The organism is Streptomyces sp. NPDC001599, assembly GCF_042893535.1.
GTDB lineage: Bacteria > Actinomycetota > Actinomycetes > Streptomycetales > Streptomycetaceae > Streptomyces.
The window spans coordinates 906,133-929,575 of sequence record NZ_JBIAVA010000001.1; the positions used below are offsets into that span (position 1 = coordinate 906,133).

Consider the following 23,443-nt stretch of genomic DNA (forward strand, 5'->3'; position numbering starts at 1 on the left):
TTGTTCGATCCAGAAGATCCGGAAGAAGAGAGCCGACCAATGAGGATCAGCATGCTCAGCAGCAGAGACAAAGGCACAGTCAGGCGCCGGACGTCCGCCGCCGTCGCCCTGGGGGCCGTGCTCGCGCTGACCGCCACCGCCTGCGGTGACGACGGCAGCGGGGCGGGCGGCGACAAGGGGGCCGAGGGCAGCGGCAAGGGGAAGATCACCTTCTGGGACAACAACGGCGGTATCCGTACGGCCGTCTGGAAGACGATCATCGCCGACTTCGAGAAGGCGAACCCGGACATCGACGTGGAGTACGTCGGCATCGCCGCCACCGAGTACCAGTCCAAGGTGGACACCGCCATCCAGGGCGGCGGCCTGCCGGACGTCGGCGGCGTGACGGCGTCGATGCTCGCGGGCTTCTCCGCCCAGGGCGCCCTGGAGCCGCTGGACGACCGGCTCGCCAAGTCCTCCCTGAGCGCCAAGCTCAACAAGGACATGGTCGAGTCCCTGAAGGCCGCGGGCGGTGGCGACGGCACCCTGTACTCGATGCCGACCTCCGCCAACAACGGCGTCCTCTACTACCGCACCGACCTGTTCGAGAAGGCCGGTCTCGACGCGCCGACGACGTGGGACAAGTTCTACTCCGCCGCCGAGAAGCTCACCGACGCGGGCAAGAACGAGTTCGGCTACACCATCCGCGGCGGCTCCGGATCCATCGCCCAGGCACTTGACGCGATGTACGGGCAGTCCGGCATCACCTCGTTCTGGGACGCCGGCAAGAAGAAGACCACCGTCAACGACCCGAAGAACGTCGAGGCGCTGGAGAAGTACGCGGCCCTCTACAAGAAGGTCACGCCGGCCGCCGACGTCAACAACGACTTCGCCAAGATGGTGGCCCAGTGGGACACCGGCACCATCGGCATGCTCAACCACAACCTGGGTTCCTACCAGGACCACGTGAAGGCGCTCGGCGTCGGCAAGTTCCGCGGCATCCCGCAGCCGGTCGGCGCCTCCGGCAAGCGGGTCCAGGTGTCCAACCCGGTCGACGGGCTCGGCATGTTCAAGAGCTCGAAGAACAAGGAGGCCGCCTGGAAGTTCATCGAGTTCGCCACGTCGAAGGAGCAGAACTCGAAGTTCAACGAGTCGGCCGGGCAGGTGCCGTCCAACACCGAGGCGGCGAGCGACGCGTGGATCCAGAAGGCGGAGCCGACGAAGCTGGCGGCGCAGGCGCTGAATGACGGGTCTACGACCATTGTTCAGCTGCCGTACTACCTGCCGGACTGGAACACGCTGTCCAAGTCGGAGAGTGAGCCGGGGTTCCAGAAGGTGCTGCTGGGTGACATGAGTGCGAAGGACTTCCTGGACGGGCTGGCCGACAAGCTGAATGAGGCGCAGGCCGAGTGGACGGAACAGATGGGTTAGTCGGCGGTTTCGGTCTCGGTTTCGCCGTGGGTGGTCCGTGGTTCGTCGCGGGCTGCGGGCCGTCCGTGGCTTGTCACGCAGTTCCCCGCGCCCCTGAGGGAGCTGCCCATCCCCCTCTTGAAAGGCAGACCGGCGTGTCACTCAGCCGAAGACAAGTCACCTCAGCCGCCGTTGCCGCCATACCCTTGGCTTTCGCGGTCAGCGGCACCGCCCACGCCGGGGGGCGCCACCACCCCCGCACCCTCTTCATCGCCGGGGACTCCACCGCCGCGCAGAAGTACTCCGACGCCGCTCCCGAGACCGGGTGGGGGATGGCGTTGCCGTTCTTCCTCCGCAAGGATCTCCGGGTCGCCAACCACGCCGTGAACGGGCGGAGTTCCAAGAGCTTCGTCGACGAGGGGCGGCTCGATGTCGTCCTGGGCGCCATCCGGCCCGGTGACTTCCTGCTGATCCAGTTCGCCCACAACGACGAGAAGGACGAGGACCCCACCCGCTACACCGAGCCCTGGACGACGTACCAGCAGTATCTGCGGAGGTACGTCGACGGGGCGCGGGCCCGCGGGGCGCGGCCGGTGCTGGCCACGCCCGTGGAGCGGCGGCGGTTCGACGCGGAGGGGAAGGCCGTGCCCAGTCACGGCGAGTACCCGGCGGCGATGCGGGCGCTCGCGCGGCAGGAGGGCGTGGCGCTGCTCGACGTACAGGCGCTGTCACTCGCGCTGTGGCAGCGGCTCGGGGCCGAGGAGACCAAGGCGTACTTCAACTGGACCGCCACCGAGCAGGACAACACCCACTTCAACCCGCCGGGCGCGATCGCGGTCGCCCGGCTCGTCGCCCGGGAGCTGCTGCGCGGGCGCGTACTGGCGCACCGGGACGTGCGCCGGCTGGACGAGGAGATCCCCGGGTCCTGGATCAGCTGGCCCGCGCCGGCCACCGCGTAACACCGACGTCGACCGACCCGAGAACAAGGAGAGCCGCACCATGAGCATCCAGAGATGGCATGGGCATGCCATAAAGAGAAGCGCCGCGCTCGTCGGCTGCACCGCCCTCGTGCTGAGCCTGACGGCCGCCACGGCCGAGGCCCGCCCCGGGCACCACCACCCCCGGGACACCGCCCGGCAGACGCTGCCGGCGGGCGACGGCTGGGGATCGCACGGCACCGGCACCACCGGCGGGTCCGCCGCCGACGCGGAGCACGTGTACACCGTCTCCACCTGGGCCGAGTTCAAGGCCGCCCTCGCCGCCGACGGCACCGCGCCCAGGATCATCAAGGTCAAGGGCACCGTCGACGCCGTCTCGGAGGGCTGCGAGGCCTTCGCCGCGCCCGGCTACGACTTCGACGCCTACCTGGAGAAGTACTCCCCGGAGAACTGGGGCAGGGAGACCGACCTGAGCGCCGAGCCCGACGACAGCCCCGAGGGCCTGCGCCGCGTCTCCGCCGCACAGCAGGACCGGTCCATCAAGGCGAACGTCCCCTCCGACACCACCATCATCGGTGTCGGCCGGGGCGCCGCGCTCAAGGGCGCCAGCCTCCAGATCAAGGACGTGGACAACGTCATCGTCCGCAACCTGACCTTCGAGAGCCCCGTCGACTGCTTCCCGCAGTGGGACCCGACGGACGGGGACCAGGGCAACTGGAACTCCGAGTACGACAGCGCCGTCGTGTACGGGTCGACCCACGTCTGGCTGGACCACAACACCTTCACCGACGGCGAGCACCCCGACAGCGCGGCGCCCACCTACTTCGGCATGCTCTACCAGCAGCACGACGGCCAACTGGACATCGTCAAGGGCGCCGACCACGTCACCGCCTCCTGGAACGTCTTCACCGAGCACGACAAGACGATCCTGATCGGCAACAGCGACAGCGAGTCCACCGCCGCCGTCGACCGGGGCCACCTGAAGGTGACCTTCCACCACAACCTGTTCAAGAACCTCGTCGAGCGCGCGCCCCGCGTCCGCTTCGGCCAGGTCGACGTCTACAACAACCACTTCGTGGCCTCGGACGACTACGCCTACAGCTTCGGCGTCGGCAAGGAGTCCGCGCTCGTCGCCGAGCACAACGCCTTCACCCTGCCGGCCGGCGTCAGCCCCGCGAAGGTGCTCAAGCGCTGGAACGACTCGCCGCTCAGCGCCGCCCACAACCGCGTCAACGGCCGCACCGTCGACCTGATCGCCGCCCACAACGCCGAGAACCCGGACGCGGTCCTGCGCTCCGGCGCGGGCTGGACGCCCTCGCTGCGCACCAAGGTCCTCCCGTCCCGGGCGGTCCCCTTCGTCGTCGACCACGGCGCGGGCGCCGGCCGCCTGCGCTGACACCCGTCCCCCGCACCGCCCCGGCCCACCCCCGAAGGAGCATCCGCATGCACCGACCCGCCCCATCCCGCAGAGGCTTCCTCCTGGCGACCGCCGGCGCGGGCGCCGCCCTCGGCCTCGCGGCAGCCGGTCCCGCCGCCGCCGGAACCCGACCGCACCCGCACCCGCGTCCCTTCGGCAGGTACGGCTCACCGCGCGCCCGCCGCACACCCAAGACCCTGTACGTCGACCCGTACGGCCGCGGCGACTTCACCTCCGTCCAGAGCGCGGTCGACGCCGCCGGGGGCGACGGCTGGACGCTCGTCCTCGCCCCGGGCACCTACCGCGAGACGGTCTCCGTCGACGCCGAGCGCACCGGTGCGACCTGGATCGGAGCCTCCGGCGACCCGCGCGACGTCGTCATCGTCTACGACAACGCGGCCGGCACCCCCAAGCCGGACGGCTCCGGCACCTACGGCACCAGCGGTTCGGCCACCACCACCGTGCGCGCCGACGGCTTCACCGCCCGCGCCGTCACCTTCGCCAACGACTGGCTGCGCGCCGACCGGCCCGACTGGACCGGCACCCAGGCGGTCGCGATCAAGGTCATGGGCGACCGCTCCGCCTTCCACGACTGCCGTTTCCTCGGCCACCAGGACACCCTCTACGCCGACAGCCGCGACCTCTCCCTCTTCGCCCGCCAGTACTTCGAGCGCTGCTACGTCGAGGGCGACGTCGACTTCGTCTTCGGCCGGGCGACCGCGGTGTACGAGCAGTGCCACTTCCGCACCCTGGTCCGCCCCGACCTCGACGCCGCCCCGTACGGCTTCGTGTTCGCGCCGTCCACGGCGGGCGCCAACCCGCGCGGCTACCTGGTGATCCGGGGCCGCGTCAGCAGCGAGGCCCCCGACGGCTACTACAAGCTGGCCCGCCCCTGGGTGCCCAGCTCCGACGCCACCGCCCGTCCGATGCTCACCGTGCGCGAGACCCGCCTCGGCGCGGGCATCGACGCGGCGGCGCCGTACGCCAACATGCGCGACGCGTACCCCTGGCAGGAGCAGCGGTTCCGCGAGTACCGCAACACCGGCCCCGGCGCCGAGGTCACCGTCCCGGATAACCGGCCGCAGCTCACCCGCGCCGAGGCCGCCGCGTACACCCGCGAGGCGTACCTCGGCGACTGGCGGCCCTACGACCGGCGGCGGTGACCGGTCCGCAGGTGACCGGTCCGCAGGTGACCGGTACTTGACCTGCTTGACGTGATTTTTGCCAGGTAAAGGGGCGCGGATCCGGCCACGGGTCTCGCGCTCACCCGGGTGACGCGCGTAGAAAACTGTGTCATGCATAAACCACTGCGCATCGCGACCGTCACCGCCGCCTGTGCCGTCGCCGGTGCCGTCCTGTACGGAACGGGCGCCGCCACCGCCGGCCAGTCGACGGCCAACTCCACCCACGAGCCGTACAACATCGGGGTGCTGGCCAAGGACATCGACGCCTACTACGGCACCACCCTCGACGCCGACGGCGTCTACCAGGCATCCCCGGACAGCCCCTACGCCGCGGACCTGGCCCGCGTCGACGCCGCCGCGAAGAAGCAGATCGACCGGGCCGTCCGCACGGCGCACCACAAGCACACCAGGCCCGCGGTCGTCTTCGACATCGACGACACGCTGCTCCTCAGCCTCGACTACGAGAAGAAGAACAACTACGGCTACGACGGCGCCACCTGGGCCGCCTACGTCGACCGCGCCGACCGCCCGGCGGTCCCCGGCAGCCCCGAACTCGCCCGGTACGCCGAGAAGAAGGGCGTCGAGGTCTTCTACAACTCCGGCCTGAGCGAGGCGCAGCGCGCAGCCGCCGTCGAGAACCTGGAGAAGGTCGGCGCCGGGGTGAACCTCGACGCCGGCCACATGTTCCTCAAGGACAAGGCGAACCCGCCCTCCTACCTGGCCCACTGCGCCACCCCGGGCACCTGGACGTGCACCACCGTGCAGTACAAGGCGGGTACCCGCCGGCACATCGAGCGGGACCTCGGGTACGACATCGTCGCCAACTTCGGCGACCAGTACTCCGACCTCCAGGGCGGCTACGCGGACCGGACGTACAAGCTGCCCAACCCGACCTACTTCGTGGAGTAGCGCCCGGCAACGGCGGGGACGGACCCCAGGGTCGGCACGACCGGCTCGATCGTGCCGTCGGAGGCGAACTCCAGCCGGTCGATCGTGGTCTCCCGGTGGGTGCCGTCCCCGCCGGACCCGCCGGGACCGTTCAGCGCGAACCGGTGGTAGACGATGTACCAGTCGTCGGTGCCGGGCGTGTTGACCACGGAGTGGTGGCCGGTGCCGAGGATGCCGTACTCCGGGCGCTTGGACAGGATCGTGCCGCGCTCGGTCCACGGGCCGAGCGGCGACGGGCCGGTCGCGTACGCCACGTGGTAGTTCTCGCTGCGCGTGTCGTCCTGCGACCACATGAAGTAGTAGGTTCCGCCGCGCTTCACCACGAACGACCCCTCGCGGAAGTCGCCCGGGGTGATGTCCTTCACCCGCGACGCGTCGAACGACACCATGTCGTCGTTCAGCGGGGCCACGTAACCGTGCCCGTTCCCCCAGTACAGGTACGACTGCCCGTCGTCGTCGGTGAAGACGGACGGGTCGATCATCTGGCCGTCGAACTGCCCCTTGGCGACCAGTGGCCTGCCCAGCGCGTCCGTGAAGGGACCGGCCGGGGAGTCGGCCACCGCGACGCCGATCTGCTGCTCGGCGCAGAAGTAGAAGTAGTACCTGCCGTCGCGTTCGGCGATCGCCGGGGCCCAGGCGTTCTTGTCCGCCCAGGTCACGTCCGGCCCCAGGTCGAGGATGACGCCGTGGTCCTTCCAGTGGACCAGGTCCTTCGACGAGAACGCCTTGAACCGGGTGCCGCTCCAGCCGGGGAAGCCGTCCGTCGTCGGATAGATCCAGTACCGGCCGTCCATGTACCGCACGTCGGGATCCGCGTACAGGCCGGGCAGGACCGGGCTGCGGGTGGGCACCGCCTCGACGGTCCAGGTGCGCCGGGTGCCGTCGGCGGCCGTCACCGTGTACGTCTGCGGCCTGCGGAAGTCGCGGCGCGTACCGGACCGCGGGCTGACCGTCGCGCCCTCGCCGACCCACAGCTTCGGGGCCAGGTGGCGCAGGTTGGTGCGCGGCTCCATCGGCAGGACGACCTTGCCGGTCTCCTCGCTGACGACCGCGTAACCCTTCTGCCCGCGCGCCGCGGCGTCCACGACCGAGGCGGGGCTCGCCGGGTAGGCGGCCAGCAGCCGGTCGTACTCCGCCTGCGTCACCGGTATCACCGTTCCGTGCCGGGGGCTGGCGGGCAGCTGGTAGCCGGTCGAGGGCGTCCACCTGCCCGAGTCGAGGTCGGTGGTCTCGAAGGGGAGGTAGCCCCGGCCGCCGTACTCGTCGACGAACAGGTACCACTTCTCCTCGGTGTTCGACTTGAACACCGTCGGTCCCTCGCCCCGGTCCATCGCGCCGCTGCCGATGCAGTCGGAGACGAAGTCGTACGAGGTGTCGGTGAGCGAGGCCGACTTCTCGGCGGTGATGAACTTCGAGCAGGGGGAGCCGGAGGACGGGTCGCGCTCGTCCTTGGTGTAGCGGTAGTACGTGCCCTCGTGCGCGACGACCGTCGAGTCGATGACCGAGTAGCCCGGGTCGTTCCAGACCTTCGGCTCGCTGAAGGTGCGGAAGTCCTTCGTGGTGGCGTACAGCATCTTGTTGTACGTCGAGCCCGTGTGGTCCGGGTCGTCGTCGGCGTAGAGCTTGGACGCCCAGAAGACGACGTAGGCGTCCAGCTCGTCGTCCCAGTAGGCCTCCGGCGCCCAGGTGTTGCCCGCGTTGTCCGGGGACACCTTCACCAGGCGCTGGTCGGTCCAGTGGACCAGGTCGGTGGACTCCCACACCATGATCGACTTGCTGCCGTGCCGCTGGACCTCGTCCCAGCTGCCGCTGCTGTTGCGGTACATCCGCAGATCGGTGGCGATCAGGTAGAACCGGTCGCCCTCGGGGGAGCGGATCACGAACGGGTCGCGCAGGCCCTTCTCGCCGGTCGTGGAGGTCAGCACGGGCTCGCCCCCGTTCAACTCGCGCCAGTGCAGGGCGTCGTTGCCGCGGCTGAGGGCGTAGCGGATCTGCTCGCCGTCGGCGGTGCCCTCGCCGGTGAAGTAGGCGAAGAGGTATCCGGCGTACGGATTCTTCTGCGCGGGCGGTGCTTCCGGACGGGCGGCGCCCGGCGGGGCGGCGAGCAGGGCGAGGAGGAGAGCGAGGAAGGGGACCAGAAGCGTGCGGCGAGCGGTGTGACGGCGCATGACACTTCCTGTGGGAGTCTGAGTGATTGTGTTGGATGGCGTGCACTTGAGTGTCGCCAGTGCCGGTCGGGGCGTCAACGGAACGGTGGGAGGAAAATCCGGCGGGTCGGTCGGTGGTCGGTATATCGAACACACTCATCGGTCGTCACCGGCGCGGAACGGGTTGCCGGGTCCTCAGGGGTTCTTCACGAGTCGTCGCCGCGGGGCGCGAAGTCGCCCCGCACCGAGAACTGCCCGGACGCGGCGGTGGCCGTCGCCGAGTAGCGGTCGCCGCGGGCGTCCCGGCCACCGCGCTCGTGGTTGTACTGGCCGGCGAAGATCCACTCGCCCGCCGGGACCGTGCGCCCCGGCTTGAGCGTCCACCGGTGGACGAGGAAACCGTCCCGTTCCTCGACCGTGAGCGTGAAGTCGCCCTCCGGCAGCGATCGCCAGGCCCCGGTGGAGGTGACCGACCCGGTCTGCGCCACCCTCAGTTCGACGGTGAGCGCGGTCAGGGGAGCGCTCGCCTTGAGGGTGACGTTGCTCTGCGCCCAGAAGTCGTTGCTGTGCGGGTCCACCGAGCCGTCCGACCACAGCGGGCCGTCCGCGACGCCGGAGGCGGGCGGCCGGCCCGTGGTGGCGTCCCCGGGTGACGGTGCGGGGACCGGGGAGGTGGCGACCGAGCGCTGGGCGGGGGCCTCGTCCCTCACCGCGGACGCGACCGCGTAGCCGCCGGCGGCCAGGACGCCGGCCACCGCCGCCGTCGCACCGGCCACCCGGACCCAGCCCAGCAGCGTCGGACGGACCGACCGGTGCCGCGCGGGGCGGTCCCGGTCCGTCATGCCGCGCTCGACCCGGGCCAGGATGCGGGCCCGGTCGGGCTCGTGCGCCCCGGCCGCCTCGCGCAGCCGGACACGCAGCTCCTCGTCCACGTCCCGCCGCCCGGTCATCGGTTCCCTCCCGCTGCCCCACCGCTGCGTGCGATCGCCGCGTGCACCTGCCGGGGAGCCGCCCGGGTGCCGAGCAGCCGCTGCAGTTCGGCCACTCCCTTCGACGTCTGGCTCTTCACCGTACCCACCGACACGCCCAGGGCGAGCGCCGTGTCCCTCTCGGAGAGGTCGAAGGAGTGCCGCAGCACCACGCACGCCCGCTTGCGGAACGGCAGCCGGCGCAGCGCCTCCCGCACGTCCACCACGCCGGCGACGTCCGGGTTCTCCGTCCGCTCCTCGCGCTGCGACCAGAACAGGGCGACGCGTCTGCGTTCGCGCACGGCGGTCCGGATGCGGGTGCGGGCGAGGTTGGCGACGACACCGCGGGCGTACGCCGTCGGATGGTCTGCCGCGCGCACCCGGTCCCAGCGGTGCCACAGGGCCAGCAGGGCGTCCGCCGCGAGGTCGTCGGCGGCGTCCGGCTCGCCCGTCAGCAGCTGGGCGAGCCGGGAGAGTTCGGCGTAGTGACGCTCGAAGAAGGCGTGGAACTCCGCGGAGGCGGCGTCGTCGACGACTGTCCCCACGGCGGACTCTCCTCGCAGCGGCTTCCCGGGTGCCGAACACCGTACGGCAGACCGAACCCGAACGACCCCCGCAAAGTCAGCCCTTGAGCGCCGCCTCCATCATCGCCTTGGCCACCGGGGCCGCCAGGCCGTTGCCGCTGACCTCGCTGCGGGCCGCGTCGGACTGCTCGACGATGACCGCCACCGCGACCTCCTTGTCCGACGAGTCGGACTTGGCGTAGGAGGTGAACCAGGCGTACGGCGTCTTGCTGTTGTTCTCGCCGTGCTGGGCCGTGCCCGTCTTGCCGCCCACCGTCGCCCCGGAGATCTGCGCGTTCGAGCCCGTGCCGTCCTCGACGACGGTCTCCATGGCCGACTGCAACTGCTCGGCCGTGTTCGAGCTGACGATCCGCTTCGAGTCCGGGTCGGTGTGGTCCTCCAGGACGTCGCCGCCGCTGTCGGTGACCTGCGACACCATGTGCGGGGAGACCAGCTCGCCGCCGCCCGCGAGGGCCGCGGAGACCATCGCCATCTGGAGCGGGGTCGCCGTCACGTCGAACTGGCCGATACCCGTCAGGGCCGTCGACGACCGGTTCATGTCCTTCGGGTAGACGCTGGTGTACGCCCGTACCGGCACGTCCTGCGACTCGTCGTTGAAGCCGAACTTCTCGGCCATGGCGCGCAGCTCGTCCTGGCCGAGGTCGACGGCCATCTTCGCGAAGACGTTGTTGCACGAGTACTGCAGCGCGGTGCGGATCGTGGCGTTCTCGCAGGGCGCGTTCGGATTCTCGTTGGTCAGGTCCGTGGTGGTGCCCGGGAGCGTGTACGGATCGGGGCTGTCGGTCTTCTCGTCCACCGAGTCGTACAGCCCGTTCTCCAGTGCGGCGGCCGCCACGACCAGCTTGAACGTCGAGCCCGGCGGCAGCGGCTGGCGCAGCGCCCGGTTGGTCAGCGGCTTGTCCGGGTCGGCGGTGAGCTTCTCCCAGGCCTCACCGGCGGTGTTGGCGTCGGTCAGCGACGTCGGGTCGTAGGAGGGGGTCGACACGACCGACAGGATCCGGCCCGTCTTCGGGTCGATCGCGACGGCGGCGCCCTTCTTGTCGCCCAGCGCCTCGAACCCGGCCTTCTGCACGGCCGGGTCGATCGTCGTCACCACGTTGCCCGGCTCCGCCCGGGTGCCGGTGACGGTGTCCGTCACCGTCTTCAGCCGCGGATCGGTGCCGTTGAGCACGTCCTGGTAGATGCCCTCCAGCTGGGTCGGCGCGTACGCCTGCGAGGCGTAGCCCGTCACCGCCGCGTACAGCTTCCCGTTCTCGTACGTGCGTTTGTACGCGAGGTCGCCGCCCTCCGTCGGCGCCGAGCCGGTGACCGACCGGCCGCCCACGATGATGTTCCCGAGCGGCTCCGCGTACGTCTCGATCGCGTTCCGTCGGTTGTCCTTGCCGTCGGCGAGTGCCTGTCCCTCGTAGAACTGCACCCAGGTCGCCCTGACCAGCAGAGCGAACACCAGGAGCAGCGTGAAGACCGAGGCGCGCCTGATCGTCTTGTTCATCCCGTTCATCCCGCTGACAGGACGAACGGGCGGGCGGCGGTCGTTCCCGTGTGCCCCGATTTCTCATCTTTCTCATCCCGTCTCATCGCCCGTTCATGAAGCCCGCCTCGTAGGCCCGGATCACCGCCTGGGTGCGATCCCGGGCGCCGGTCTTCGCCAGCACCGCCGCCACATGGGTCTTCGCCGTGGCCGGGCCCACCCCCAGCCGCCCGGCGATCTCCGCGTTGGTCAGCCCGGTCGCCATCAGGCGCAGCACCTCGCCCTCGCGTTCGGTGAGCCGCGCCACCCACGCCGGCGGGGCGGGATTCGCGCGCGCGTGCTCGGCCGCCAGCGTGCGCACCGCCGACGGGAACAGCAGCGTGTCGCTGTGCGCCACCAGCCGCACCGCCCGGACGAGGGTGTCGGCGTCGGCGCGCTTGAGCAGGAAACCGGCGGCACCGGCGCGCAGGGCGTCGTAGACGTAGGAGTCGTTCTCGAAGGTGGTCACGACGACGACGCGGGGCGGTTCGGCGAGCGTGGCGAGGATCTGCTCGGTGGCGCGGATGCCGTCGACCCCGGGCATGCGGACGTCCATCAGGACCACGTCGGGCCGGACCTCCCGCACGACGGAGACGGCCTCGGCACCGGTGGCGGCCTCACCGACGACCTCCAGATCCGGTTCGGCGGCGAGGATGGCGCGCAGGGCGGTACGGACCATGCGCTCGTCGTCGGCGAGGACGATCCGGATCGGCGGCTGGGTCACGCGGTTCCCTTCAACGGCAGTCGGACGTGCAGTCGCCACACCGGACCAGCGGGGCCCGCCTCTGCCGCTCCGCCCAGCAGCCGGGCCCGGTCGGCGATGCCGCGCAGGCCGTGGCCGCCGCCGGGGCGCGGGGCTGGGACGGAGCCGACGGGATTCTCGACGGTGATCCGCAGGTGCCGGTCCAGCACCTCGACGCGGAGCGTCACGGCGGCCTCCCCACCCGCGTGCCTGAGCGCGTTGCTCAGCCCCTCCTGCACGATGCGGTAGGCCTCGCGGGAGACGGGCGGCGGCAGCGCCCGCGGGTCGGTGGCGACGGCGGCGACGGCGGCGTCCACGCGCAGTCCGCCCGCGCGGGTGCGGCGCAGCAGGCCGTCGAGGTCGGTGGCGAGCGTCGGCGCGGGCGCGGTGTCCCAGGGGTCACCGGGTGCGTCGCCGTCGCGCAGGACGCCCAGTACGGCGTCGAGTTCGCCGACCGTGCGACGGGTGGTGTCCTCGATCGCGGCGAGCGCCTCGCGGACGAACTCCGGGTCGGTGTCCAGGACCCGGCGGGCGGCGCTCGCCTGGAGGGTGACCGCGCTCAGCGCGTGGCCGACGGAGTCGTGCAGTTCGCGCGCGAGCCGGTTGCGGACGGCGAGGTCGGCGGCGCGTGCCTCGGCCGCCGCCACCCGGTCCGCCGCGGACGGGCCGAGCAGGTCCGGCGCCCAGCGGGCCAGCAGCGTGCCGCAGGCGGCGGCGCATCCGGCCAGCGCGACCAGCATGGCGACGCCCGCGAGCGGCGAGAGGACGAGCGCCCAGGCGTGGTGGAAGAAGCCGGGCAGCCCCAGCCGCCCCTCGCGCAGCGCCGGCACGAAGGGCAGGACGATCAGCGTGCCCGCGAACGGCGGCACCGCCAGCGACATCCCCGCCACGATCCCGCCGGCCCCCAGGTGCAGCGTGAACCAGGCCGCCGTGCGCCCCTTCTCGCCCCTGGTCCGGGCGGGCCCGTACGCGAGCCGGTCGGCCTCCACACCGCACAGCCACCGCACCACTCCCGACTCCAGGGGGCGGGTCAGCGGGAACAGCGAGGTGACGGCGGCGAGCGGCAACCCGACGGCGAACGCGGCGAGTTGGAGGCGGAGTGAACCGAAGACGTTCGCACCCCCGGCGACCGGGCCGACGACGACCGAGCCGACGAGGACGTACGGCATGGCGAGCGCGCCGCCGAGGATCAGGTGGATCCACCTCAGGCGCGCCCGCCGGCCGAACAGCAGCCGGGCGAGTGCGGTCACGGCCGGACGCGGTCGGCGGCCGACCGCCCCGCGAGGAAGCGCGCGCCCGAGGCGGCGAGGAGGAGGCCGACGGTCATCTGGGCAGCGTAGGTGACGATCATCAACCGTGTCGGGCGGTCGGCGGGTTCGCCCGGACCGATCAGGGAGGCGAGCAGCATCCAGCCGCCCCAGCAGGCCACCGCACCGGAGCAGACCCAGGCCGTGGCGAGCGGCACGGCGACCGGCAGGTCGCGGGCCCGGCGGAAGGCGAGCACCGCGCCGGCGGCGACGGCCAGGACGAGGAAGCCGACGTAGAGGCCCTCGAGCACGTAGAAGTCACTCGTGCGGTCCGCCGCCCGGTCCGCGCCGAGCCCGGCGGTGGAGCCGCAGGCCCACAGCAGCCGGACCACGAGCGGGAACAGCGCGAGCACGGCGGCCACGGCGGTCGCGGCCCGCGGCATCCCACCGGTGACGGCGGCCGGCAGGTCCCGCGTCCGACCGCGCCACAACCACCCCCAGCGGTCCCGGGCGTAGAGCACGAACAGGGCTCCCAGGGCGAGGCCCTGCACGATGAACCCGCCGTACACGACCCCGAACACCCACTCGTGCAGGAAGGGCTCCCGCCGGGGGTCGGCGGACGTGGCGACCGGGCCGGTGACCGCCCGCGCGAGGAGTTGCAGCGGGTACCCCGCCATGATCGGCGCGAGCAGCCCGGTGGCGACCCACACCGGGAACGCCAGCGACCAGGCGGGCACCCGGCGCCCCCAGGGCCGGGTCAGCACCAGCGCGAGCACGATCACGCAGCTGTCCAGCAGGACGGAGACGCCGTTGCCGACGATCAGGGCCGTCCGGTGGTCGAGCAGCGCGCTGCCCTCCGGGATACCGGCCCGGCTGCCGCCGATCCAGGCGGCCTTGAGCGCGAGGTAGGGCAGACAGGCCACGACGGCGACCGCCCGCAGCAGCCGCCGGGGCCGGGTGGGACCCGTGGGCGGAGCCGAGGCGGGCGGGGCGGAGGCGGAGGCGGGCGTCGGCGTCATGCGTCCACGCTCCCGCCCGCACGCCCCCGGCACGTCCTGCGCACCGACGATCCGCCTCCGCCGCGCGGCGGAGGCGCACCGGCCCGGTGGATTACCGGTGCGGCCGGTGGCTCACTCCGCGAGGTGCAGGACGACCTCGTCGATCTCCGTGCCCCGGGCGGCCGCGAACCCCCGCGCCCGCGCGCTGGTCACGAAGCCGCACTTCTCCAGCACGCGCCGCGAGCCCGTGTTGTCGGCCGCCGCCCGCGCGTACAGCGGGCGGTCCCGGACCTCGGCGAGCAGGGCCCGCAGCGCGGCCGTCGCCACGCCCCGGCCCCAGTACGCCCGGTCCACCCAGTACGTCACCTCGCGCTCGCCCGGCTCCCCGTACACCGCCGTGCTGCCGACGACGTCACCGTCGCCGAGGATGGTGCGCACGACGTCGCGGGAGGCCCGGATCTTCGTCCAGTGGGCCGTGAACGCGTCCCAGTCGGCGGGGTCCTTCGGGGTGAAGGCCGCCATGCGCAGGGCCTCCGGATCGTTCATCTGCCGGAAGAAGACGGGCAGATCGCTGTCGTGTACCTCGCGCAGTGCGATGTGCATGGGTCAGAGCCTACGCGTGGCCAGTGTCAGCCGGTCCCGCGCGTCGAACAGAGCGTCCTTCACCATCTGTTCGTGCGCGGGCGTCAGCCGCGCCACCGGCACCGAGCAGCTGATCGCGTCCCGCGCGGGGGTGCGGTAGGGGACCGCCACGCCGAAGCAGCGCAGCCCCAGTGTGTTCTCCTCGCGGTCCACGGCGAAGCCCTGCTCCCGCACCAGGCGCAGCTCCTCGATGAGCTTCTCCCGGTCCGTGATGGTGTGCTCGGTCAGCGCCGGGAGGGTCTCCGGGAGCATCTTGCGCACCTGCTCGTCGGTGTACGTGCTCAGCAGCGCCTTGCCCAGCGAGGTCGAGTGCGCGGGCAGCCGGCGGCCGACCCGGGTGAACGGCCGCAGGTAGTGCTGGGACTGGCGGGTGGCCAGGTACACCACGTTCGTGCCGTCCAGGCGTGCGAGGTGGATGGTCTCCGTCGTGTCGTCGGAGAGCCGGTCCAGCGTCGGCCGGGCCGCCGCGACCACCTCGTCGCCGTCGATGTACGAGGTGCCGACCAGCAGCGCCCGTACGCCGATGCCGTACCGCGTGCCCGTGGCGTCCGTCTCCACCCAGCCCAGCTCCACCAGCGTGCGCAGCAGCATGTAGAGGCTGGACTTGGGGTAACCGACGGCCTCCTGGACCGACGCGAGGGAGTGCATACCGGGGCGCCCGGCGAAGTACTCGAGCAGCTCAACCGTCCGCACCGCGGACTTGACCTGCGCTCCGCCCCCCGTCTCGACAGCCGACATCGCCCTTGACCCCTTCGTTCGACGAGAAGCTGAAGATATAGTCTCGAACAGCATATTCATCAGTAGAGACAGCGTTCAGTATATCGAACAACTTCTGTGCAGAGCACGTGGAGGGACCCGCGGTGGCAGCAGCACCAGTCTGGAGTGTCGACCCCCGTACCGGGAAGCAGCGTGAACAGGTCGCCGTGGAGGCCACGGCCCAGGAGGTGGACGCCGCCGTCCGGGCGGCGCACGCCGCCCGGGAGGCCCTCGCCGACCGCACGGTCCGTGCGGCCTTCCTGCGGAGCGCCGCCGACGAGCTGAAGGCGGCCGAGAGCACCCTCGTCGAGGTGGCCGACGCGGAGACCGCGCTCGGCCCGGTCCGGCTCACCGGCGAACTCGCCCGCACCTGCTACCAGCTGCGGGCCTTCGCCGACATCGTCGACGAGGGCGAGTTCCTCGGCGTGGTCGTCAACCACCCCGACGACACCGCCACCCCGCCCATCCCCGACCTGCGCCGCTACAAGGTGCCGCTCGGCGTCGTCGCCGTCTACTCGGCCTCCAACTTCCCCTTCGCCTTCTCCGTCCCCGGCGGCGACACCGCGAGCGCCCTCGCGGCCGGCTGCCCGGTCGTCGTCAAGGCGCACCCCGACCACCCGGCCCTGTCCGAGCTGGTCGCCAAGGTGCTGCGCCGGGCCGCGGCCACGCACGGCATCCCCGACGGCGTCCTCGGCCTGGTCCACGGCTTCGAGGCGGGCGTCGAGCTGATCAAGCACCCGCTGGTCGCCGCGGCGGGCTTCACGGGTTCGGTCCGAGGCGGTCGCGCGCTCTTCGACGCGGCGGCGGCGCGTCCGGTGCCGATCCCCTTCCACGGCGAGCTGGGCTCGCTGAACCCGGTCGTCGTCACGGAGGCGGCGGCCGTGGAGCGGTCCGAGGCGATCGGCGCGGGCCTGGCCGGTTCTATGACGCTGGGCGTCGGCCAGTTCTGCGTCAAGCCCGGCCTGGTGCTCGTACCGGCGGGCGACGCCGGTGACGGGCTGGTCAAGTCGCTCACCGACGCGGTCAGTGCCACCGACGCCGGTGTGCTCCTCGACCACCGCATGCGGGACAACTTCGTCGCGGGCGTCGCCGAGCGCGCCGCGCTGCCCGACGTGGACTCCCCGGTGACGCCGGGCTCGGGCGGCGAGCACACCGTCAGCGCCGGGTTCCTCACGGTGCCGGCGGCGCGGCTGGCGGCGGAGGGCGAGCACGACCTGCTCCTGGAGGAGTGCTTCGGGCCGGTCACCGTGGTGGCCCGCTACGAGGACGAGGGGGAGGTGCGGGGGGTGCTGTCGCGTCTGCCGGGGAACCTGACGGCGACCGTGCAGCTCTCTGCCGAGGAAGTGGCGGGAGAGGGTGCCGGGGCGGCTCTTCTCGCGGAGGTGACGCCGTTGGCGGGGCGGGTGCTGGTCAACGGCTGGCCCACGGGTGTTGCCGTGGCGGCGGCCCAGCAGCACGGGGGGCCGTACCCGGCGACCACTTCGACGTCCACGTCGGTGGGGGGTACGGCCATCGAGCGGTGGCTGCGGCCGGTGGCTTATCAGGGGGTGCCTGAGGCGTTGCTGCCGGTGGAGTTGCGGGACGACAATCCGCTGGGGCTGCCTCGGCGGTTCAACGGGGTGCTTGAGCGATAGCGCTCCGCGGTTGCGCCGTAGGGGTGCGGGTTGTTCTGCGGGTGCGGCGCCGTCGTGGCTGGTCGCGCAGTTCCCCGCGCCCCTTAAAAGCGTTCACTGGGCCTGCGATGATCAGTGCATGACTCTTCAGCTTCCCGAACTGCCGTTTCCCCTCCGCCCGTACGGTCCCGACGGGCACTGGTCCTACGCCGACGGTGTGCTCACCGGCGTCGCCGGGGCCCGGCAGGATCGGTTCGTGCCGCCTGTCGGGGAGTCGCTGGAGTCCGTGTCCGACGCGCCGCGGTTGCTGGGGGCGCCGGATGGGGACTTCCAGCTGATCGCCCGCGTCCGTGTCGGGTTCCGGGGTGCCTTCGACGCCGGGGTGCTCTACGTGCACGTGGGGGAGCAGGCGTGGGCCAAGCTCTGTCTGGAGTACTCGCCCGACGTGCCCACCGTCTGCACGGTGGTCACCCGAGGGCACTCCGACGACTGCAACTCCTTCACCGTGGAGGGGGACTCCGTCTGGTTCCGGGTCAGCCGGAGCGGACGGGCCTTCGCCTTCCACGCCTCGCTCGACGGGAAGCGCTGGACCTTCGTACGGCTCTTCACGCTGGGTGACGAGCGGGAGACCGGCGCGGCCCTGGTCGGGTTCCTGGCGCAGGCGCCGACGGGGGAGGGCTGCACGGTGACGTACGACCACCTGGAGTTCCGGCCGGTCTGGCCGGCGGACCTGCGGGACGGCAGCTGAGCGCGGGGCGGGAATGAGACCTGCTGCTTGAACGTTCACGTTCGGGGCGGAGAGGGCCTCCGCCGCCGTACGACCTGGAGAAGAGCCGAGACATGCGCGTCGAGATCTGGAGCGACATCGCCTGCCCCTGGTGCTACGTGGGCAAGGCCCGCTTCGAGAAGGCGCTCGCGGCCTTCCCGCACCGGGACGGGGTCGAGGTGGTCCACCGTTCCTTCGAGCTGGACCCCGGGCGGGCCAAGGGCGACGTGCAGCCGGTGCTGACGATGCTCACCGCCAAGTACGGCATGAGCCAGGCGCAGGCGCAGGCCGGTGAGGACAACCTCGGCGCGCAGGCCGCCGCCGAGGGCCTGGACTACCGCACCCGGGACCGCGACCACGGCAGCACCTTCGACCTGCACCGCCTGCTGCACCTGGCCAAGGAGCGGGAGCGGCACGAGGCCCTGCTGGACGCGTTCTACCGGGGCAACTTCGCCGACGAGCGCTCCGTGTTCAACGACGACGCGCGGCTCGTGGAGCTGGCCGTCGGTGCCGGGCTCGACGCCGAGGAGGTCCGGGCGGTGCTCGCCGACCCCGACGCCTACGCCGACGCGGTGCGCGCCGACGAGCAGGAGGCCGCCCAGCTCGGGGCCACCGGAGTGCCGTTCTTCGTGCTCGACCGCGCCTACGGCGTCTCGGGCGCCCAGCCCGCCGAGGTCTTCACCCGGGCGCTGACCCAGGCGTGGGGCGAGCGCACACCGCTGAAGCTGGTGGAGGACGGGGACGCACAGGTCTGCGGTCCGGACGGATGCGCGGTCCCCGGCAACTGAAGCGGCAGGTCGGGACGGAGGCATAAGCGTCCCTTGGGGGTACCGCGTAGAAATACGCAATGGACGGGGAGGTCACGGGGCCGCACAGTGGTGCCATGGAGAGCTTCGAGAATCTCGTCCGTACCGAGTTCGCCCCGAAGACCACGTACCTGAACACCGCCAGCACCGGCCTGCTGCCCGCCCGGACCCTCGTGGCCATGCACGACGCGGCGGCCGCAGCCGCCGAAGGGCAGCCGCTCGACATGTTCGCCGACGTCGAGGCGTCCCGGGCCGCGTACGCCCGCCTCGTGGGGGTGCCCGCCACCCGGGTCGCGACCGGCGCGTCCGTCGCCACGTTCAGCGGGCTCGTCGCCGCGTCGCTGCCCCCGGGCGCCGAAGTCCTCACCGCTGAGGCCGACTTCAGCTCCCTGGTGAACCCGCTGTACACGCGCGGCGACCTGAAGGTGCGCAGCGTGCCGCTGGAACGGCTGGCCGAGTCGGTGGGGCCGGACACCGCGCTCGTGGCGGTCAGCTCCGTGCAGTCCGCCGACGGGCGGATCGCCGACCTCGCCGGGCTGCGGGACGCCGCCCGGGCGCACGGGGCGCGGACGCTGATCGACGCCTCCCAGGCGAACGGCTGGCTGCCGACGGCCGCGGACGACTTCGACTTCGTGACCGCCGTCGGCTACAAGTGGGTGCTCTGCCCGCGCGGCGTCGCCTTCCTCGTGGTCCCGCAGGACCTGGGAGCGGCGGCCGGGCTGACGCCGCTGTTCGCCGGGTGGGCGACCGGTGAGCACCCCTGGGACAGTTGCTACGGCCCCGTCGAGGAACTCGCGCACTCCGCCCGGCGGTTCGACGAGTCCCCCGCGCTCTTCTCCTACACCGGGGCCCGGCACTCGCTGGCCCTGATGGAGGAACTGGGCGTCGACGCCGTGCACGCCCACGACACCGCTCTCGCCGACCGGTTCCGCCAGGGAGTGCGCTCGCTGGGCCACGAGCCGGTGGTCGCGCCGGGCTCCGCGATCGTCTCCGTGCCGGGACTCGGACACCGGCAGGGCGAACTGGGCGAGGCGGGCGTCCAGGTGTCGGACCGGGCGGGCAATCTGCGGGCCGCCTTCCACGTGTACAACACCGCGGCCGACGTGGACCGGCTGCTCGACGTGCTGGCGGGCTGACCCGGCAGGTCCGGGAAGAAATATCGGGCAGGGGCCTCCCGTCCCACACGAAAAGGCCCCTGCCCGAGATCAGATGCGGGTCACTTCACCGGCGTGAAGTCCCGTGCCCCGATGAACTCCGGCCGCCGGATCGGTGCCGCGAACGGCTCCACGGCCGTGTTCTCCACGCTGTTGAACACGATGAACACGTTGCTGCGCGGGAACGGCGTGATGTTGTCGCCCGACCCGTGCATGCAGTTGCAGTCGAACCAGGTCGCCGAACCGGCCTTGCCGGTGAACAGCTTGATGCCGTACTCCGAGGCCATCTTCGTCAGGCCCTCGTCGGACGGCGTCCCCGCGTCCTGCATCTGAAGGGACTTCTTGTAGTTGTCCTTCGGCGTGGCCCCCGCGCACCCGAGGAACGTCTTGTGCGACCCCGGCATGATCATCAGACCGCCGTTGGTGTCGTAGTTCTCCGTGAGCGCGATCGAGACCGAGATCGTGCGCATGTTGGGCAGGCCGTCCTCGGCGTGCCAGGTCTCGAAGTCCGAGTGCCAGTAGAAGCCGCTGGCCCCGAAACCCGGCTTGACGTTGATCCGCGACTGGTGGACGTAGACGTCCGAGCCGAGGATCTGCCGCGCCCGCCCGACCACGCGCTCGTCGCGCACCAGCTTGGCGAAGACCTCACTGATCTTGTGCACCTCGAAGACCGACCGGATCTCCTTGGACTGCGGCTCGACGATCGAGCGCTCGTCCGCGCGGATGGCCGGGTCGGTGGTGAGGCGCTCCAGCTCACGCTGGTACTCGCCGACCTCGTCCGGCGCGATCAGCTGGTCGATCGCGAGGAAGCCGTCGCGGTCCAGCGCCTGGAGGTCACCGGCCGACACGGGGCCGGGCGTGTCCGGGGAGCCCCAGACCACCGGGTCCTGCCGGGGAGTCGCCACCTCGGTGGCGCCGCGGGTGGGATAGAGATCAGTGACGTTCGTGGTCGTGGTGGTCACGGTGACTCACACCTCCTCGGTGAGCAGCGGGTAGACGCCGTTCTCGTCGTGATCCTCCCGTCCGGTGACGGGCGGGTTGAAGACACAGATGCAGTGGAAGTCCTCCTTGACCTTGAGCGTGTGCCGCTCGTGGCCGTCGAGGAGATACATCGTGCCCGGCGTGATGTGGTACGTCTTCCCCGTCTCGCGGTCGGTCAACTCGGCGTCGCCCTTGGTGCAGACGACGGCCTCGATGTGGTTGGCGTACCACATCGACGTCTCCGTACCCGCGTACAGGATCGTCTCGTGCACGGAGAAGCCGACCTTCTCCTTGGCGAGGACGATCCGGGTGCTTTCCCAGGTGCCGGACGCGCTCTTCACGTGCCGGTCGGTGCCTTCGAACTCCTTGAACGAACGGACGATCACGGTTTTGCGATGCCTCCTAGGTGAAGGGTGTGCAAGGGGCCCCGGCGTCCCCGGCCGCGCGGGCCGAAGACGCCGGGAGTTCGTGGTGGTGGTGCCCGACGGCCGGGCCGTCAGACCGTCACGCGGTCTCGCGCACGGCCCTGGCCAGGGTCTTCATGCCCTCGTCCAGCTCGTCGGGCGTGATGGTGAGCGCCGGCAGCAGCTTGACGACCTCGCTCTCGGGGCCGGAGGTCTCGATGAGCAGCCCCAGCTCGAAGGCGCGCTTCGCGACCCGGCCCGCGCGGCCCTTGTCGTGGAACTCCAGGCCCCAGACCAGGCCGCGGCCGCGGTACTCCTTGACGTCGGCGAGGTTCTCCTCGGTGATGGCGATCATGTGCTGCTCGACCTGCTCGCCGCGCTTGCGGGTCTGCTTCTCCATCGCCGACCCGTCGGCCCAGTACGCCTCCAGCGTGGCGGTCGCCGTGACGAAGGCCGGGTTGTTGCCGCGGAAGGTGCCGTTGTGCTCGCCCGGCTCCCAGACGTCCAGCTCCGGCTTGAACAGGGTCAGCGCCATCGGCATGCCGTAGCCGCTGATGGACTTGGAGACGGTGACGATGTCCGGCGTGATGCCCGCCTCCTCGAAGGAGAAGAAGGCGCCGGTACGGCCGCAGCCCATCTGGATGTCGTCGACGATGAGCAGCATGTCCTGGCGCTCGCACAGGTCGGCCAGGGCGCGCAGCCACTCGGCCCGGGCGACGTTGATGCCGCCCTCGCCCTGCACCGTCTCGACGATGACGGCGGCCGGCTTGTTGAGGCCGGATCCCTGGTCCTCCAGCAGCCGCTCGAACCAGATGAAGTCCTCGACGGTGCCGTCGAAGTAGTTGTCGAACGGCATGGGCGTGCCGTGCACCAGCGGGATGCCGGCGCCGGCCCGCTTGAAGGCGTTGCCGGTCACCGCGAGGGAGCCCAGCGACATGCCGTGGAAGGCGTTGGTGAAGGACACGATCGACTCGCGCCCCTTCACCTTGCGCGCCAGCTTGAGGGCCGACTCGACGGCGTTGGTGCCCGTCGGGCCCGGGAACATGACCTTGTAGGGCAGGTCGCGGGGCCGCAGGATGGTGTTCTGGAACGTCTCCAGGAAGCGGCGCTTGGCGGTCGTCGACATGTCGAGCCCGTGCGTGACGCCGTCCCGCTCCAGGTAGTCGATCAGCGCGCGTTTCAGGACGGCGTTGTTGTGCCCGTAGTTGAGCGAGCCCGCTCCGGCGAAGAAGTCGAGGTACTCGTGGCCGTCCTCGTCGTACATGCGGCTGCCGACCGCACGGTCGAAGACGGTGGGCCAGCCGCGGCAGTAGCTGCGCACCTCGGACTCGACGGTCTCGAAGACGCTGAGGTCGGGCTGGGTGATGGTCACGACGAATCGCTCCTCGTGGGGTGAGGGTGGGAGAGGAAGGTCGTACGGTCCGGGGACCGGTGCGGTCCGCCGGGAAGTCTGTGAGGCCGGACTGGCACGGGGTGCCGCGCCGCCCGGGCGGGCCGGTCGGTCAGCCGGCGGCGGACAGCGGGCCTATGCGGTACAGGACCTCGGGCTCGTGCGGTCCGTCGGGGAACAGCTCCGTGCCGAACAGCACCTCGCGCTCGAGCCGGGCGCCGCGGCGCTCGGCGAAGGAGGTGAACAGCCGCTGGGAGGCGGTGTTGTCGGGGGAGATGGTGGTCTCCAGGGTGGTCAGCCCGTGTTCCGCGACGGTCCGCGCGGCCAGCCCGTCGAGCAGGGACGCGGCGAGCCGGCGCCCGCGGTACGCCTCGTCCACCGCCACCTGCCACACGAGCAGGGTGTCCGGGCGGTCCGGTCGTACGTATCCGGTGACGAAGCCGACCGGCTCACCGTGCTCGTCGCGGGCGACGGCCGACGTGGCGGCGAAGTCCCGGCACCAGAGCAGATAGCTGTAGGAGGAGTTGAGGTCGAGGACCTTGGAATCCCTCGCTATCCGCCACAGGGCGGCGCCGTCGGCCACTCTCGGACGATCGATTTGCAGGTCTGCTTGGGCGGCAGTCATGCAAATTGAATTTACCCAGCGAAATTCGAAATTGCATCGCCGGACGGGGTTACGAATGGGCGCCTCGTGTGTTATCACGCGGGCGCGTGCTGCCGCGCGAGGAGGCGGCAGTTTGGGGCGATTTGGCAGGGTCGTAAGCCGCAAAACGGGCAGCATGTGGATCGGGTCACAATCGCGTAACCCGTGCGAGACGTGTCCGAAATGTGAAGATCGGCTGTCGTGAAATCTTTGTGT

Annotated in this window: 22 protein-coding genes; 9 read left to right on the forward strand and 13 right to left on the reverse strand. The window is 71.3% G+C overall.

The annotated features are described in order from the left end of the window. Positions 1 to 39 precede the first annotated feature (39 nt). From ACFYZ3_RS04150 to ACFYZ3_RS04170, 5 genes are all read left to right on the forward strand, one after another. Positions 40 to 1,410: an ABC transporter substrate-binding protein gene (locus ACFYZ3_RS04150; RefSeq protein WP_388513837.1), complete on the forward strand. Its 1,371-nt coding sequence runs from the start codon at positions 40 to 42 to the stop codon at positions 1,408 to 1,410. 134 nt (positions 1,411 to 1,544) lie between these two features. Beyond that, positions 1,545 to 2,348: a rhamnogalacturonan acetylesterase gene (locus tag ACFYZ3_RS04155; protein WP_388513838.1), complete on the forward strand. Its 804-nt coding sequence runs from the start codon at positions 1,545 to 1,547 to the stop codon at positions 2,346 to 2,348. Between the two features lie 40 nt (positions 2,349 to 2,388). Continuing rightward, positions 2,389 to 3,723, forward strand: a complete 1,335-nt coding sequence (locus tag ACFYZ3_RS04160; protein WP_388513840.1) for a polysaccharide lyase family 1 protein — start codon at positions 2,389 to 2,391, stop codon at positions 3,721 to 3,723. Between the two features lie 47 nt (positions 3,724 to 3,770). After that, positions 3,771 to 4,907 carry a pectinesterase family protein gene (locus ACFYZ3_RS04165; RefSeq protein ID WP_388513841.1) on the forward strand — a complete coding sequence of 379 codons (1,137 nt, stop codon included), beginning with the start codon at positions 3,771 to 3,773 and terminating at the stop codon, positions 4,905 to 4,907. A 132-nt stretch (positions 4,908 to 5,039) separates the two neighbouring features. Then, positions 5,040 to 5,837 (forward strand): HAD family acid phosphatase, encoded by a 798-nt coding sequence (locus tag ACFYZ3_RS04170; protein ID WP_388513843.1) that lies wholly within the window; start codon positions 5,040 to 5,042, stop codon positions 5,835 to 5,837. Here the strand turns inward: ACFYZ3_RS04170 and ACFYZ3_RS04175 are convergent. The 9 genes from ACFYZ3_RS04175 to ACFYZ3_RS04215 all read right to left on the reverse strand — a co-directional run bounded on the left by ACFYZ3_RS04175 (position 5,822) and on the right by ACFYZ3_RS04215 (position 15,452). Further along, positions 5,822 to 8,044, reverse strand: a complete 2,223-nt coding sequence (locus tag ACFYZ3_RS04175; protein ID WP_388513845.1) for a family 43 glycosylhydrolase — start codon at positions 8,042 to 8,044, stop codon at positions 5,822 to 5,824. The two genes, ACFYZ3_RS04170 and ACFYZ3_RS04175, sit on opposite strands and share 16 nt — an antisense overlap. Before the next feature lie 185 nt (positions 8,045 to 8,229). Further along, positions 8,230 to 8,973 (reverse strand): hypothetical protein, encoded by a 744-nt coding sequence (locus ACFYZ3_RS04180; protein ID WP_388513847.1) that lies wholly within the window; start codon positions 8,971 to 8,973, stop codon positions 8,230 to 8,232. Next, entirely contained in the window at positions 8,970 to 9,536 is a 567-nt protein-coding gene (locus ACFYZ3_RS04185; RefSeq protein WP_388513849.1) for a SigE family RNA polymerase sigma factor, read from the reverse strand. The genes ACFYZ3_RS04180 and ACFYZ3_RS04185 overlap by 4 nt, the downstream gene beginning before the upstream one ends. 76 nt (positions 9,537 to 9,612) lie before the next feature. Then, entirely contained in the window at positions 9,613 to 11,067 is a 1,455-nt protein-coding gene (locus ACFYZ3_RS04190; RefSeq protein WP_388513851.1) for a peptidoglycan D,D-transpeptidase FtsI family protein, read from the reverse strand. An 82-nt stretch (positions 11,068 to 11,149) separates the two neighbouring features. After that, positions 11,150 to 11,809 (reverse strand): response regulator, encoded by a 660-nt coding sequence (locus ACFYZ3_RS04195; RefSeq protein WP_388513852.1) that lies wholly within the window; start codon positions 11,807 to 11,809, stop codon positions 11,150 to 11,152. After that, positions 11,806 to 13,077 (reverse strand): sensor histidine kinase, encoded by a 1,272-nt coding sequence (locus tag ACFYZ3_RS04200; protein ID WP_388513853.1) that lies wholly within the window; start codon positions 13,075 to 13,077, stop codon positions 11,806 to 11,808. The genes ACFYZ3_RS04195 and ACFYZ3_RS04200 overlap by 4 nt, the downstream gene beginning before the upstream one ends. Further along, positions 13,074 to 14,093, reverse strand: coding sequence for a hypothetical protein (locus ACFYZ3_RS04205; RefSeq protein ID WP_388513855.1), 1,020 nt, complete (start codon positions 14,091 to 14,093; stop codon positions 13,074 to 13,076). The genes ACFYZ3_RS04200 and ACFYZ3_RS04205 overlap by 4 nt, the downstream gene beginning before the upstream one ends. 111 nt (positions 14,094 to 14,204) lie before the next feature. Continuing rightward, positions 14,205 to 14,675 carry a GNAT family N-acetyltransferase gene (locus tag ACFYZ3_RS04210; protein WP_388513856.1) on the reverse strand — a complete coding sequence of 157 codons (471 nt, stop codon included), beginning with the start codon at positions 14,673 to 14,675 and terminating at the stop codon, positions 14,205 to 14,207. A gap of 3 nt (positions 14,676 to 14,678) precedes the next feature. Further along, complete coding sequence (locus ACFYZ3_RS04215; RefSeq protein ID WP_003976948.1) at positions 14,679 to 15,452, reverse strand: IclR family transcriptional regulator; 774 nt, start codon at positions 15,450 to 15,452, stop codon at positions 14,679 to 14,681. A 122-nt stretch (positions 15,453 to 15,574) separates the two neighbouring features. Here ACFYZ3_RS04215 and ACFYZ3_RS04220 point away from each other — a divergent pair, with 122 nt between their 5' ends. The 4 genes from ACFYZ3_RS04220 (at position 15,575) to ACFYZ3_RS04235 (ending at position 19,791) form a co-directional block, all read left to right on the forward strand. Beyond that, positions 15,575 to 17,104 carry an aldehyde dehydrogenase (NADP(+)) gene (locus ACFYZ3_RS04220; RefSeq protein WP_388513858.1) on the forward strand — a complete coding sequence of 510 codons (1,530 nt, stop codon included), beginning with the start codon at positions 15,575 to 15,577 and terminating at the stop codon, positions 17,102 to 17,104. Positions 17,105 to 17,222: 118 nt separating this feature from the next. Beyond that, the gene (locus ACFYZ3_RS04225) at positions 17,223 to 17,831 is read left to right on the forward strand and encodes a DUF1349 domain-containing protein (RefSeq protein ID WP_388513860.1); all 609 of its coding nucleotides are present in this window, start codon (positions 17,223 to 17,225) and stop codon (positions 17,829 to 17,831) included. A 92-nt stretch (positions 17,832 to 17,923) separates the two neighbouring features. Beyond that, positions 17,924 to 18,637 (forward strand): DsbA family oxidoreductase, encoded by a 714-nt coding sequence (locus tag ACFYZ3_RS04230; protein ID WP_388513861.1) that lies wholly within the window; start codon positions 17,924 to 17,926, stop codon positions 18,635 to 18,637. 59 nt (positions 18,638 to 18,696) lie between these two features. Continuing rightward, entirely contained in the window at positions 18,697 to 19,791 is a 1,095-nt protein-coding gene (locus tag ACFYZ3_RS04235; protein WP_388513862.1) for an aminotransferase class V-fold PLP-dependent enzyme, read from the forward strand. An 80-nt stretch (positions 19,792 to 19,871) separates the two neighbouring features. On the opposite strand, the gene thpD is transcribed toward ACFYZ3_RS04235, so the two are convergent. From thpD to ectA, 4 genes are all read right to left on the reverse strand, one after another. Next, positions 19,872 to 20,771 (reverse strand): ectoine hydroxylase, encoded by a 900-nt coding sequence (gene thpD, locus ACFYZ3_RS04240; protein WP_361007820.1) that lies wholly within the window; start codon positions 20,769 to 20,771, stop codon positions 19,872 to 19,874. A 6-nt stretch (positions 20,772 to 20,777) separates the two neighbouring features. Further along, the gene (locus tag ACFYZ3_RS04245) at positions 20,778 to 21,176 is read right to left on the reverse strand and encodes an ectoine synthase (protein ID WP_003976954.1); all 399 of its coding nucleotides are present in this window, start codon (positions 21,174 to 21,176) and stop codon (positions 20,778 to 20,780) included. 118 nt (positions 21,177 to 21,294) lie between these two features. Then, positions 21,295 to 22,566, reverse strand: coding sequence for a diaminobutyrate--2-oxoglutarate transaminase (ectB, locus tag ACFYZ3_RS04250; protein ID WP_361007822.1), 1,272 nt, complete (start codon positions 22,564 to 22,566; stop codon positions 21,295 to 21,297). A gap of 130 nt (positions 22,567 to 22,696) precedes the next feature. Beyond that, complete coding sequence (gene ectA, locus ACFYZ3_RS04255) at positions 22,697 to 23,209, reverse strand: diaminobutyrate acetyltransferase (protein WP_361007824.1); 513 nt, start codon at positions 23,207 to 23,209, stop codon at positions 22,697 to 22,699. Positions 23,210 to 23,443 lie beyond the last annotated feature (234 nt).